General features: G+C 67.7%; 11 protein-coding genes. 8 read left to right on the forward strand and 3 right to left on the reverse strand.

Features of this window, described 5'->3' with window-relative positions; translation table 11 throughout:
• The first annotated feature begins 78 nt into the window (after nucleotides 1-78).
• The 3 genes from ACK6C6_RS09635 to ACK6C6_RS09645 all read left to right on the forward strand — a co-directional run bounded on the left by ACK6C6_RS09635 (nucleotide 79) and on the right by ACK6C6_RS09645 (nucleotide 2,362).
• Complete coding sequence (locus ACK6C6_RS09635) at nucleotides 79-981, forward strand: LysR family transcriptional regulator (protein WP_409267101.1); 903 nt, start codon at nucleotides 79-81, stop codon at nucleotides 979-981.
• Nucleotides 982-1,080: 99 nt separating this feature from the next.
• Nucleotides 1,081-1,866: a dioxygenase gene (locus ACK6C6_RS09640; RefSeq protein ID WP_409267102.1), complete on the forward strand. Its 786-nt coding sequence runs from the start codon at nucleotides 1,081-1,083 to the stop codon at nucleotides 1,864-1,866.
• Nucleotides 1,867-1,936: 70 nt separating this feature from the next.
• The gene (locus ACK6C6_RS09645; RefSeq protein WP_409267103.1) at nucleotides 1,937-2,362 is read left to right on the forward strand and encodes a DoxX family protein; all 426 of its coding nucleotides are present in this window, start codon (nucleotides 1,937-1,939) and stop codon (nucleotides 2,360-2,362) included.
• On the opposite strand, the gene ACK6C6_RS09650 is transcribed toward ACK6C6_RS09645, so the two are convergent.
• Nucleotides 2,355-2,750: a hypothetical protein gene (locus tag ACK6C6_RS09650; RefSeq protein WP_209586435.1), complete on the reverse strand. Its 396-nt coding sequence runs from the start codon at nucleotides 2,748-2,750 to the stop codon at nucleotides 2,355-2,357. The genes ACK6C6_RS09645 and ACK6C6_RS09650 overlap by 8 nt on opposite strands.
• 25 nt (nucleotides 2,751-2,775) lie before the next feature.
• Complete coding sequence (locus tag ACK6C6_RS09655; protein WP_409267104.1) at nucleotides 2,776-3,663, reverse strand: LysR family transcriptional regulator; 888 nt, start codon at nucleotides 3,661-3,663, stop codon at nucleotides 2,776-2,778.
• A 115-nt stretch (nucleotides 3,664-3,778) separates the two neighbouring features.
• On the opposite strand from ACK6C6_RS09655, the gene ACK6C6_RS09660 reads away from it, so the two are divergent.
• The 4 genes from ACK6C6_RS09660 to ACK6C6_RS09675 all read left to right on the forward strand — a co-directional run bounded on the left by ACK6C6_RS09660 (nucleotide 3,779) and on the right by ACK6C6_RS09675 (nucleotide 9,140).
• The gene (locus ACK6C6_RS09660; RefSeq protein ID WP_409267105.1) at nucleotides 3,779-4,420 is read left to right on the forward strand and encodes a trimeric intracellular cation channel family protein; all 642 of its coding nucleotides are present in this window, start codon (nucleotides 3,779-3,781) and stop codon (nucleotides 4,418-4,420) included.
• Nucleotides 4,421-6,217 carry a peptidoglycan D,D-transpeptidase FtsI family protein gene (locus tag ACK6C6_RS09665; RefSeq protein ID WP_409267106.1) on the forward strand — a complete coding sequence of 599 codons (1,797 nt, stop codon included), beginning with the start codon at nucleotides 4,421-4,423 and terminating at the stop codon, nucleotides 6,215-6,217. It abuts the gene before it with no gap.
• A 95-nt stretch (nucleotides 6,218-6,312) separates the two neighbouring features.
• A complete protein-coding gene (locus ACK6C6_RS09670) occupies nucleotides 6,313-7,617 on the forward strand; it encodes a glycoside hydrolase family 28 protein (protein ID WP_409267107.1) in 1,305 nt (434 codons plus the stop codon).
• A 5-nt stretch (nucleotides 7,618-7,622) separates the two neighbouring features.
• Nucleotides 7,623-9,140 carry a family 43 glycosylhydrolase gene (locus tag ACK6C6_RS09675; protein WP_409267108.1) on the forward strand — a complete coding sequence of 506 codons (1,518 nt, stop codon included), beginning with the start codon at nucleotides 7,623-7,625 and terminating at the stop codon, nucleotides 9,138-9,140.
• 1 nt (nucleotide 9,141) lies between these two features.
• Here the strand turns inward: ACK6C6_RS09675 and ACK6C6_RS09680 are convergent, their stop codons facing one another.
• Nucleotides 9,142-9,945: a ThuA domain-containing protein gene (locus ACK6C6_RS09680; RefSeq protein WP_409267109.1), complete on the reverse strand. Its 804-nt coding sequence runs from the start codon at nucleotides 9,943-9,945 to the stop codon at nucleotides 9,142-9,144.
• A gap of 240 nt (nucleotides 9,946-10,185) precedes the next feature.
• Here ACK6C6_RS09680 and ACK6C6_RS09685 point away from each other — a divergent pair, with 240 nt between their 5' ends.
• Nucleotides 10,186-13,074 carry a TonB-dependent receptor gene (locus ACK6C6_RS09685; RefSeq protein WP_409267110.1) on the forward strand — a complete coding sequence of 963 codons (2,889 nt, stop codon included), beginning with the start codon at nucleotides 10,186-10,188 and terminating at the stop codon, nucleotides 13,072-13,074.
• Nucleotides 13,075-13,142 lie beyond the last annotated feature (68 nt).

Genomic DNA, 13,142 nt, shown 5'->3' on the forward strand with positions numbered 1-13,142 from the left:
ACATTGTGGCAGAACCGGCGTAGCCAGGCGAGATGTGCGGGTAGAATCGCCCTCATCATTGCAGACCAGGAAAGATGGATGAGCGACAGGTTTGAGGAAATGCGCGTGTTCGCGGCCGTGGTCGAGGCGGGCGGCTTCACGGCGGCCGCGGCGCGGCTCGGGATGTCGAAGGCGGCGGTGTCGCGCCACGTGGCCGAGCTCGAGGAGCGCCTCGGCGTGCGCCTGCTGCACCGGACCACGCGCCGGCTCTCGACCACCGCGGAAGGCGAACTGTTCCACGCGCGCTGCCGCGAGCTGCTGGACCGGCTCGAGGAAGCGGAAGCCGAGCTCGGATCGGGCAGTACCACGGCCCAGGGCGTGGCCAGGGCCAATGTGCCGCTCAGCTTCGGCCTGATGCACCTGGCGCCGCTGTGGCCGCGGCTGCTGGAGCGCCATCCCGGACTGGAGCTCGACGTCAGCCTGTCGGACCGGGTGGTCGACCTGGTGGACGAGGGCTACGACCTGGCCGTGCGGATCGGCCAGCTGCCCGCGTCGTCGCTGGTGAGCCGGCGGCTTGCCTCGACACGGCTGGTGGCCTGCGCCGCGCCGGCCTACCTGGCGGCGCATGGCGCGCCGGCCCGGCCGGCCGAGCTGGCGCGCCATGCGGTGATCGGCTACAGCCTGTTCGCGTCCGGCGACACCTGGAGCTTTTCCGGCCCCGCGGGCGAGGAATCCGTGAAGGTGCAGCCGCGCATGCGCACCAACAATGGCGACACCTGCCGCGCCGCCGCGCTGGCAGGGCAGGGCATCATCCTCCAGCCCAGCTTCATGGTCGGCGCCGACCTGGCCGAGGGCAGGCTGGTGGAACTGATGCCGGGCTGGCGCTCGATCGCGCTGGGCATCTATGCGGTCTATCCTTCGCGTAAATTCCTGGCGCCGAAGGTGCGGGTGATCATCGATTTCCTGGTCGAGGCGTTTGCGGATCCGCCCTGGCGCGATTGACAGGATTGTTCCGGTAAGTGAAACAGTCATATCCGCTCAAGCCTATTTATCGGCGTTGCATAAGACAATAAGATGGCGTCTTTCATGAGGAGAGACACCATGACCCGCCTTCCCGCCCTGTTCATTTCCCACGGCTCGCCCATGCTGGCGCTGCAGGACAGCCCGGCGCGCCGCTTCCTCGAACAGCTCGGCGCAACGCTGCCGCGTCCGCGCGCGGTGCTGGCCGTGTCGGCGCACTGGGAGACCATCGGCGCCCCGGCCGTGAGCCTGGCGCAGCAACCCGCCACCATCCACGACTTCGGCGGCTTTCCGCGCGCCCTGTTCGAGATCCAGTATCCGGCGCCGGGAGCGCCTGGCCTGGCCGAACGCGCCCTTACCCTGCTGGAGCAGGCCGGCATCCAGGCCGGACGCAGCGCGGCGCGCGGGCTCGATCACGGCGCCTGGGTGCCCCTGCGCCTGATGTATCCCGATGCCGACGTGCCGGTCACCCAGCTCTCGATCCTGCAGGGCGGCGATCCCGCCCCCCACCTGCGCATCGGCCAGGCCCTCGGCGCGCTGCGCGACGAAGGCGTGCTGGTGCTGGCCTCCGGTTCGCTGACCCACAACCTGCACGAATACCGGGGTCAGGCGGTCGAGGCGCCGGCGCCCGCGTGGGTGGAAGACTTCGCCCGCTGGATGCAGGCCTCGCTCGAGAACGGCGACCAGGCCGAGCTGCTGGACTACCGCCGCCGCGCCCCGAACGCGGTGCGCAACCATCCGACCGACGAACACCTGCTGCCCCTGTTCGTTGCACTGGGTGCGGGCGGGCCGCAAGCGCGCGCCACCCGCCTGCACGCGAGCGTGGAACACGGGGTGCTGGCGATGGACGCCTATGCGTTCGAATGAAGCGAACGGTGCGCCCGCGAATCGGTCGAAGGGCGATGATGTCAATACAACTCATCCGGAAGGAGTGATCATGCAAACCACGAACCTCGCACCCCGTAGCATGGACGACGAAGGCAAGCTGCTGCTGCGCGCGGCGCTTGCGGTCATGCTGCTGTTCCATGGCTTTTCCAAGCTGGCCGGCGGCATCGGCCCGATCACCGGCATGGTCGAAGGCGCCGGCCTGCCGGGGGTGTTCGCCTACGGCGTGTACGTCGGCGAAGTGGTGGCGCCGCTCCTGATGCTGGTCGGGCTGTTCACCCGCGCCGCGGCGCTGGTGGTGGCGATCAACATGATCGTGGCGGTGCTGCTGGCCCATACCGCGCAGTTCTTCACGCTCAACGACACCGGCGGCTGGGCGCTCGAGCTGCAGGGCATGTACCTGGCCGCGGCGCTGGCGGTCGCGCTGCTGGGCGCCGGCCGCTACAGCCTGGGCGGCACGGCCGGTCGGTTCAACTGAGCGGGATCTCCGGCGGCTCGTCGAGCCAGCGCAGCGCCGCCGCGAGGTCGTTGTAGAACACCCGGTAGCTGCCTTCGCCCAGTTCGCCGAAGGCGATTCGGGCCCGGTAGGCGATGCGGGTATTGGCGACCAGGATCGCGCGGCGCAAGGGCAGGGGGCCGTAGCGCTCCCAGGCGCGCGACTCCAGGTCCTGCTGCACCAGGGCGATGTCGACCGAGGGGACGTCCATTTCGAGCGAGTCGTACAGCACCTTCACCTGGCGGGTGTCCTGCACCAGCGCGATCACGCGCCGCTGGCATTCCTCGAGCAGCGCTGCGGTGCAGGCGCCGCGGATGCGCGCGATGATGATGTCGCCGACCGGCTCGACCCAGAGTTGTTGGCTTTCCATTTTCATGCTCTCCTAATTTCCAGCTTCAGTCCTGCAACAGCCTTGATGCGAAGGCGCGAAACGCCGGCAGCAAGGGCGCTTCGGTACGGCCCGCCAGGGTGACGCAGGCGAAGCGCGCCTTGGCGTCCAGGCGCGGACGGAGCGGCAGTTCGGCCAGGCCGCCGGCGCGCGCGGCCGCCGCCAATCCCAGGAACAGGGCATGCGAGCGGCCGACCGCATCGACCAGGCTGGCCACGTCTTCGCACTGCAGGGTGACCATCTGGTCCGGCAGGGCCGCCGGCCCGTAGGCGGCTACCAGCAGGCGCGCCACCTCGTCCGACAGCGGCGTGGAGGCGACCGGAAAGGCCAGCAACTGCTCGAACCCGAGCGTGTCGTGCGCCAGCAGGGGGTGTCCCGGGCGGCAGGCGAAACAGGTACGCAGCTCGCCCAGCGGCGCGGCCACCAGGTCCTCCGCCGGAGCGATGCTGCGCGCGTCCGCGACCAGGGCGTCGAGCTGGCCGGCGCGCAGCTGCACCAGCTGCTGCGCCAGCGGCCCGCGCGTGATGCCGAGCTTGACCCCCGGGTGCCGCTCGGCCATGTGGCACAGCAGCGGCGCCATCAGCATGGCGGCCGGACCCGATCCCATGCCGATGCGTAGCGCGCCGCCCGCGCCCTGGCGGAAGATGTCGGCGCTGCGCGCCAGCTCGCCCGCATCGCGCACCAGGCGGGCGGCGCGCGTCAACACGTGGCTGCCCAGCGGCGTGAGCTCGATGCGCTTGCCGATGCGGTCGAACAGCGGCGCCCCCAGGTCGTCCTCGAGCGCCTGGATGCTGCGGCTCAGCGCCGGCTGGGTGATGAACAGGCGCTCGGCCGCGCGGCTGAAGGAGCGCGCTTCGGCGACCGCGATGAGGTGTTCCAGCTGCTTGATGTTCACGTCCTAATCCCATGCGTAAGATGCATCGATATGGCAAGAATAATGCATTGGACACATCGATAGCCGCATCGTACCATGCCCCGCACCGAACTCCGCCATCCTGCCGCCCCCGAGAATGAGCCTGCTCCACACGATCTACCTGGTCGCCATCGCGGCCGAAGCCGCGTCCGGCGCCCTGATGGGCATGCGGCGCCGCATGGACCTGTTCGGCCTGTGCGTGGTCGGCACCGTCACCGCGCTGGGCGGCGGCACCATCCGCGACCTGCTCATCGGCCACTATCCGCTCGGCTGGGTCGCGCATCCAGAATACCTGGCCTTTACCGTCGGCGCCGCGATCGCGGCGGCCCTGCTGGCGCGCCGCATGCATCGCCTCAAGACCGCCTTCCTGTGGCTGGACGCGCTCGGCCTGGTGGCCTTCACCGTGATCGGCTGCGACATTGCCGCGTCCACCGGCGCGCACTGGGTGGTGGTGATCCTGATGGGGATGGCCACCGGCGTGTTCGGCGGCCTGCTGCGCGACGTCCTGTGCAACCAGGTGCCGCTGGTGCTGCAGCGCGACCTGTACGCCACGGTGTCCCTGGCCACCGGGGTGCTTTACCTGGGCCTGCTGGAGCTGGGCGTGGCCGCCGGTTTCGCCACCACCGCCGCGATCGCGGCAGGCTTCGCCCTGCGCCTGCTGGCGCTGCGCTTCGGCCTGGCCCTGCCGGTGCTGGAAGCCGATACCAGCAGCTTCGACGAGCCGCGGGAGCACGGCTAGATGGGCGAGACCGGGCGCGTCGCCGCCGGCAAGGGCCACGCTTTCAGCGCCAGCCCGGTGCTGGAGAGCCGCCTGCCGGCCTGGCGCTCGCGCCTGCTGCTGCTGGTGCTGTTCGCCGCCTTCGCGACCCTGGCCGGGCGCGCGGTCTGGCTGCAGCTGTGGTCCGACGAATTCCTGCAGAAGCAGGGCGCGGCGCGCTATGCCCGCACGCTGGAGCTGCCGGCCACCCGCGGGCGCATCCTCGACCGCAACGGCGAGGTGCTGGCGCTGTCGCTGCCGGCGCGCGCGGTGTGGGCGATTCCCGCCGAGGCGCGCGGCGCCCAGCCTGCGCAACTGGACGAACTGGCGCGCCAGCTCGGGCTGAACCGGGCGGAACTCGACGCCCGGCTCGACTCGAGGCGCGGCTTCGTCTACCTGAAGCGTCAGGTCGACCTGGCCACGGCCGGACGCGTCGAGGCGCTCGGCATCGCCGGCATCCACACCCGCAAGGAGAGCCGCCGCCACTATCCGCATGGCCCCTTGACGGCGCACGTGGTGGGCTTCAACGACGTCGAGGACCAGGGGCAGGAAGGCATCGAGCTGGCGCACCAGGCCAGCCTGGGCGGCATGGCCGGCAGCCGCCGCGTGATCCGCGACCGGCTCGGGCGCATCGCCGAGGACGCGGGCGGTCGCCTGCCGGCGCGCGACGGCCGCGACCTGGCGCTGGCGATCGACGGCCGCATCCAGCATGCGGCGCGCAGCCACCTGAAGGCGGCGGTCGAGCGCCACCAGGCTGCCGCCGGCGCCATCGTGGTGCTTGATGTGGGCAGCGGCGAGGTGCTGGCGCTGGCCAACCTGCCGGACTACGACCCGAACGAGCGCAAGGGTCTGACCGGCGCCCAGCTGCGCAACCGGGCCCTGACCGACATCTACGAGCCGGGCTCGGTGATCAAGCCCTTCACCATCGCGCTGGCCCTGGAGAAAGGCCTGGCCACGCCCGACACCCTGGTGGAGACCGCCCCCGGGCGCCTCACCATCGGCCGCGCCACCATTCGCGACGCCGGCCGGCACGACACCCTGACGGTGGCCGAGGTGCTGCAGAAGTCTTCCAACGTCGGCACCGTGAAGCTGGCGCTGCAGATGCCGGCGCAGGACATGTGGTCGATGCTGATGCAGGTCGGCTTCGGCCAGCCGCCGCAGCTGGGCTTTCCCGGCACGGCGGCCGGCAGCCTGCGCCCGCACCGCTCCTGGAAACCGATCGAGCAGGCCACCATCAGCTATGGACACGGCATGGCGACGTCCTTGATGCAGATGGCCCAGTCCTACCTGGTGTTCGCCCGCGACGGCGACATGGTGCCGCTCAGCCTGTTGAAAGTGCACGAGCCGCCGGTCGCGCGCCCGGTGCTGTCGAGCGCCAGCGCGGCCGCGGTGCGCGCCATGATGGAGCGCGCCACCTGGCCGGGCGGCACTGCGCCGCGCGCGCGGGTGCCCGGCTATCGGGTGGCGGGCAAGACCAGCACCGCGCACAAGCCGGTGGGGGGACGCTACACCAACCGCTACATCGCCGGCTTCGTCGGCCTCGCGCCGGTGTCGCGGCCGCGCATCATCGTCGCCGTGATGATCGACGAGCCGACCGAGGGCGGCTACTTCGGCGGGCGGGTGGCGGCGCCGGTGTTCGCCAGCGTGGTCCAGGATGCGCTGCGCACCCTCGACGTCGTGCCGGACGCGCCGGTAGAGGACATCCTGCCGGCGCCGACCGAGGCCGCGGACGAGGACGCGGCTCCTGCTGCTGCCGTCGAGAAGCAATCAACAATGTGATTATCCCGGCGGCGGCTAGAGACTGATTCCCGGTTTTCGTCTATACCTTGGGGGCCGCATCGGCGGCCCACGAAACAGGAGATCAGGAAGCCAGCATGCCAAACCGTCTTTCCACCCGCCGCGCCTTGACGCTGTCCTTACTCTCGGCTCCCCTGTGGGGCTGCGCTTCGCCATCCACGCCGTCGGCGGCGCGGCGAACTTCGATCACGGAGTTCGGCGCCGTCGCCGATGCCGCCACGGTCAATACGGCCGCCATCCAGAAGACCATCGACCACGTGGCGGCGCAGGGCGGAGGCACGGTGGTGGTCCCCAATGGCGTGTTCGTCAGCGGCGCGCTGTTCCTCAAGCCCAAGGTCAACCTGCACCTGGACGAAGGCGCGGTGCTGCGCTGCTCGACGGACCTGCGCCACTTCCCGGCCGGCCGCACCCGGATCGAGGGGCACTTCGCCCCCAACTTCAATCCGGCGCTGATCAATGCGAACGGCTGCGACGGCTTGCGGATCAGCGGGGCCGGCACCTTCGATGGCGCCGGCCGACCGATCTGGGACCTGTTCTGGAAGCTGCGCAATGCCGCGCCCGATCCGCACAATTTCAAGAACATCGGCATCCCGCGCGCCCGCCTGGCCCTGATCGAGCGCTCGAAGGACGTCAGCATCGAAGGCGTCACCTTCAAGGACTCCCAGTTCTGGAACCTGCACCTGTACCGCTGCCAGCAGGTCACGGTGCGCAATGCGCGCTTCGTGGTGCCCGAGGACTACCACCAGGCGCCCAGCTCCGACGGCATCGACCTGGACAGCTGCCAGCACGTGCTGGTCGAGGGCTGCTACTTCTCGGTGACCGACGACTGCATCGCCGCCAAGGGCTCGAAGGGGCCGTTCGCGATGGAGGACAAGGACAGCCCGCCGGTGATCGGCGTCCGGGTACGCAACTGCGAGTTCCGGCGCGGCCACCACATGCTGGCCCTCGGCAGCGAGGCGACGCTGGTGCGCGACGTCCTCATCGAGGATTGCCGGGTGACGGGCAAGGTGGACAGCCTGGCGGTCTTCAAGCTGCGCCCGGACACACCGCAGCACTACGAGAACATCCACTTCAGGAACATCACGGTCGACAATTCCGGCGGCCAGATCGTCACGATCCAGCCCTGGACCCAGTATTTCGACCTGAAGGGCGCACCGCCACCGAAGTCGATCGTGCGCAACATCAGCCTGGTGGGCATCCGCGGACGCCTCAAGGCCTTCGGGACGATCAAGCCGAATCCGGGGCAGACTTCGATCAGCGACGTCTTGCTGAAGGACTTCGACGTGCAGCTGCAGGGCGACAAGCTCGATACGGCGGACGTCGCCAATCTGCGGATGGAGAACGTGGTCGTCAACGGCAAGCGGGTGGCGACTCATCAATGATGTTCATGAATCCACGCCGCGATTTACAAATCCTGCTCATATGTGCAGGGCTCGGCGGCCTGGCGCCGATCGCCTGCGCCGCCGAATCGACCATCCGCAACGGCGTCTTCTGGAAGGACACGTCCGGCACGCCGATCTACTCGCAGGGCGGCGGCATCCTGAAAGTCGGCGACATCTACTACTGGTACGGCGCCAAGTACGCCGAGGCGGTCAGCTACGCCAGGGAGCCGGTCCCGAAGCCCAATAACGCCAACCCGACGTTCAGCGCGGTAACGGCCTACTCGTCCACCGACCTGGTCAACTGGAAGTTCGAAGGCGAGGTGCTCAAGGCGGGAGCCGCCGGCAAGATGTTCGACAAGCCGGGCTGGGTCGGGCGCCTGGGCGTGGTCCACAACAAGCGCAGCGGCAAGTACGTGCTGCTGACCCAGTACGGCAGCCGGGAAAACGGCAGCGGCGTGCTGTTCGCCACCAGCGATTCGCCCACCGGGCCCTTCGTCTACCAGCGCCTGCAGACCCGGATCGACCGGGTCGCGACGCCGACGTCGGGCGACCAGACCGTGTTCGTCGACGACGATGGCCAGGCCTGGCTGGTCTTCAGCAGCGGCGGCGACCGGCGCAAACTGTACGTGGCGCCGCTGCGCGCGGCGGACTTCCTGGCCGTGGAACCGGCGACTCTGGTGCATTCGGCGCCGGCCGGCGGGCGCGAAGGCAATGCCATGTTCAAGTACAAGGGCCTGTACTACTTCTGCTCGTCGGACCTGCACGGCTGGAACGCCTCGCGCAGCTTCTACATGACCGCGACCAGCATCACCGGCCCCTACACGCCGGAGCGGCTGATCGAGGGAACCGAGGCCGATTTTTCGCACGTGTCGCAGAACGGCTTCTTCGTTCCCGTACAGGGCAGCGAAGGCACGACGGTGCTGTACGCGGGCGACCGCTGGAGCAACTACGCCGCCAACGGCATCGGCTACAACATCTGGACGCCGCTCTCCTTCGAGGGCGATAAACCGGTGTTCAACTCGCTCAGCGAATTCAGGCTCGATGCCGCCAAGGGCAGCTGGTCTGTCGGCAAGGGCAACAACTACGTGCTCAATCCCGGTTTCGAGGCCGACCGCGTCACGCAAACCAGCGTGGCCGGCTGGCGCACCAGTTGGACCAGCATCAAAGGCGCCGCGCCGATCGTCAACACCCTGGAAGGCCGCAACAGCCGCTGGGCGCTGGTGCTGAGGCATGCCGATCCGAGCATGGGCAGCGCGATCCAGGACATCACACTGCCGAACGGCAGCTACACCCTGCGGGCCTGGGTCAGGAGTAGCGGGGGGCAGGGCGTGGCGCGGCTGTTCGCCAGCGGCCATGGCGGACCGGAAGTCGCGCACGTCTTTACCGGGGCGCTCGGTGACTGGGCCCAGGTCACACTGCCCGGCATCGACGTGCGCAATGGCAGCGTGCAGGTCGGTGTCTACACCGAGGGCAAGGACGGCCAGTGGCTGATGCTGGACGACGTCAGCCTGGTCCGCGACTGAGTCACAGCCGCCCGACCGCCCACAGCACGCCGCGCGCGACCAGGTCGAGGTAGCGCGGGTCTTCCATCTCGGCCGCGTTGTGGGCCAGCGTGGTGCTGAACACGCGCACCCGCTGTGGTCCGTACAGGTGGGTCCAGGCCACCGTATACACCTTGGCGCGGTCCGCTTCGATGCTCGATTCCGGCTGCGTCCCGCTCAGCACCGGCGTCACGCCGAAGCTGCTCAGGTTGTTGTACAGCTCGTCCCTGCCGGTCGTGTAGGGCACGAATCCCTTTGCGATCGGATGCTCCTCGCCGGCCAGGCTGAGGCGGATCGGCGACTGAGGCCCGTGGCCGCTGGACTGGATGCCGGTGAACTCGAACCAGCGCGCGTTGGCGTCGCCGGCCTTCACCGGCCGGCGCCAGTCGCCCGAGCGGTAGGAATGCATCGCGCAGTGCAGGTTCACGGCCGGGATGCCCTTGCGGTGCGGCGCCAGCACGGCGTCGAGCGCTTGCGCGCTGTCCTCGTCGGCCGCGCATTCGTTGTGGATCACCACGTCGTAGCCGTCGGCGTAGCCCGGATTGCCGTAGATGGGCAGCGCCGGGCGCGTCGCTTTTTCTCCGGGCCTGGGGTCGTGGTAGACGTGGCTGACTTCCGCCGGCATGCGCTCCTTCAGCGCCCGTTCCAGCACCGCGCGCTGGCGCGGGTAGTCGTGGCAGCAGCCGCCGCTGACGATCAGCACCTTGACCGGCCTGGGCGCCTCGGCATGCGCCGCGGGGAGGGTGGAGAAGAAGAGTGCGGCGGCGCCGGCGATCGGTTTGAGCATGGTGTCCTTCTTGTTGGGATGAGCAGACAGGCTTGCATGGTAGCGAGTCAAGGCAGCGCGTGCGCATGGCCCTGCAAGCAATCACGATCGTGATTGCCCGGCCGATACATGTTTTGGTATCGGATTGGCCAAAAATATGATTGGAATGCTCTCGATGCAGCGCCTACCATTCCTGTCGAGCATGTAATAACAGCAAAGCCGCGGCACAGCGGCGATAACGACAACGACATCAGGAGACGTATGAAACGCACATCATTCGGCCGCGCCGCGGCCAGTACCGGTCACGCCTTCGCACTTCGCGCCACGGTCGCCGCACTCGCCGGGGCAGGCCTGATGAGTGCCGCCACGGTCGGCGCCCAGGAAATCTCCCCCGCCGAGACGACGGAGCCGAGTGATACGCAGACCGTGGTCGTCACGGGCGTCAGGGCATCGCTCGTCAAGAGCCTGGCGATCAAGCGCATCAGCGACCAGGTGGTGGAATCGGTCGTTGCCGAAGACATCGGCAAGCTCCCCGATAACAATGTCGTCGAAGCGCTGCAGCGCGTGACGGGGATCCAGGTCACCAACCGCGCCGGCGGCGAAGTCGGCGCCTTGTCGATCCGTGGCCTGCCCGACGTCCAGACCACCTGGAACGGCCGGAATATCTTTACCGCCTCGGGCACCCAGGTCGCGCTCCAGGACATTCCCTCGACCCTGGTGCGCCAGATCGACGTGTACAAGACGCGCGACGCCAGCCAGCTGGAAACCGGCATCGCGGGCCAGATCGACGTGAAGTCGCTGCGCCCCTTCGATTTCAAGGGCCCGCAAGTGTCGATTTCGGCGCGCGAGACCTATCTGGATCCGGCGAAGAAGTGGAACCCGCAGCTCAGCGCCATGTTCAGCAACCGCTGGGAAACCGGCATCGGCGAGGTCGGCGCCCTGGTCAACCTGGCGGCCACCCAGACGCGCTACCGCAATGAAATCGTGACGCCGGGCGCCATGGTGCCGTTCACCAGCCCGAATGCGGCCGAAGTGCCGCCAGGGTATACGCCCCTGCAGCGCATCTTCGACAACAACATCTGGGCGCCCGGTACCCGTACCGGCTTGCCGATGGCAGCCGGTTCGACCCTGAATTTCGGCGGCAAGGCCTATCCGTATTACCTGGCGCGCGACGCCATCTTCCAGAGCGACGTCCAGGGTGAGCGCAAGCGTCCCGCCGCGAATATCGCCTTGCAGTGGAAACCGAACAGCGATGCGGTCTACACCTTCGAATCGATGTACAACGGTTATCGCGACAAGGCCTTCAACCAGCTGCTGTTCAGCTTTGTCGACTGGTGGGGCGATTTGGGCAGCAACCCGGCGGGGACGATCACGACCTTCCCGGGTACCAACGTCATCAAGACCCGCAAGGTCAACAACGTCTATGGCTTCAACAGCGGCGACTACACCACCTCGAAAACCGATTCCTTCGTATATGCCCTGAACGGCAAGTGGAATGTCGGCGAGCGCCTGAAGCTGGACGGCGATCTGTCCTACCAGACGAGCGAGTTCGACACGCAATTCACCGCCACCCGGATCGATCGCGTGGCGCCGTCCATCGACGTCGACTTCAATGCCGGCGGCGATACGGCCTTCCGCTTCAATAACAATGCCGACCTGGTCGACCCGACCAAGTGGAATGTGGCGGAGTTCTACGATAACGCCAACCGCAACAAGGGCAGCGCCGCCACTGCCACGCTGGCGGGCGTGTTCGATGCCGACTGGGGTGCGCTGCAGACGCTGCAGTTCGGCGTGCGCCACGACGTACGCAAGGCCTCGGAAGCCAACCGGACCCAATCGGCCTTCCTGGGCCGCAATCTCGCCTCGCTCGGTCCGCAGTATGCCATTACCAACTCGAACTTCGGCACCGACATCTCGGATGTCCCGCGCTCATGGCTCGAACCCAATGCCTACTACATCCGCGACAATATCGACGAGTGGCGCAAGCTGTATCACTCGGTCAACAGCAACTTCCTGACCACGGACCAGCTACGCCTGCAGAAGACCTTCGAGATCGAGGAAAAGACGAGCAATCTCTACCTGATGGGGAATTTCCAGAGCGAGCTGTTCGGCAATCGCCTGCGCGCCAATGCCGGCGTGCGCTACACCAAGGTCGATACCGACATGACCTTCTACAAGGTCGACGCCAGCACGAAAGCGGTGACGCCGTCCGGCGCCGACAAGTCGACCAGCAAGTTCCTGCCCAGCCTGACCCTGACCTACGATGCGGCCAAGGACGTCGTCACGCGCTTCAACTTCGGCAAAACCCTGCGCCGTCCGAACTTCGGCGACCTGAATCCCGTCCTGCAACTGGCCGACGACGTGTCGCGGGTGGGGTATGGCTCGGGCACCGGCGGCAATCCGGACCTGAAGCCGACGCTCTCGACCAACTTCGACCTGACCGGCGAGTGGTACTTCCAGAAAGACAGCGCGCTCTACGGCACTGTCTTCAAGCGCAAGATCGACGGCCTGGTCGTGCCCCTGCGCCGCAAGATCCACGTCGACCCGGCGGACGACCCGTTCCGCAACTCGACCTCGGGCGGCGACCATACCAACGGCTACGACTATGTCATCAACTCGCCGGTCAACGCCTCCGACGGCAGCATCAAGGGCGTGGAGCTCGGCTTGATCTACTTCCCGAAGTGGCTGCCAGGCCCGCTGGACGGCCTGGGCTTCCAGGGCAGTTTTACCAAGCTCAGCTCGTCGCAGAACGTTCCCGAGGCGAATAGCGCCGGCGAGATCATCGCCCAGCTCGAAACGCCGTTCTTCGGCGTGTCCGACCGCTCGTACAACGCCACCCTGGCTTACGAAAAGGGCCCGGTCAGCGCGCGTTTGTCCTATGTCTGGCGCTCCGCCTTCCTGGCCGCCAACGAAGCCGCCCTGTTTGCCAATCCGATCGGTATCTGGCGCCAGCCCGAGAAGAGCGTGGACATGCAAGTGTCCTACAAGGTCAACGACAGGATGTCGGTCGATATCGGCGCCATCAACCTGACCAACGAAATGCAGCGCCAGTACTACCACTTCGGCAATGCGGGTAACGAGCAGTTGACCAATTTCGGTACCGTGCAGGTCGGACGTTCGGTCTCGGTCGCCTTGCGCTGGAAGATGTAAGTCGCAGCCGATGTAGTAGAAGCAGGGGCACTGCGGGATGGATTCCGGCAGTGCCCCGGGTCGTTCGG

Origin of the sequence: Massilia sp. BHUDP2 (assembly GCF_046236355.1) — a bacterium.
Taxonomy (GTDB): Bacteria; Pseudomonadota; Gammaproteobacteria; order Burkholderiales; family Burkholderiaceae_D; genus Telluria; species Telluria varians.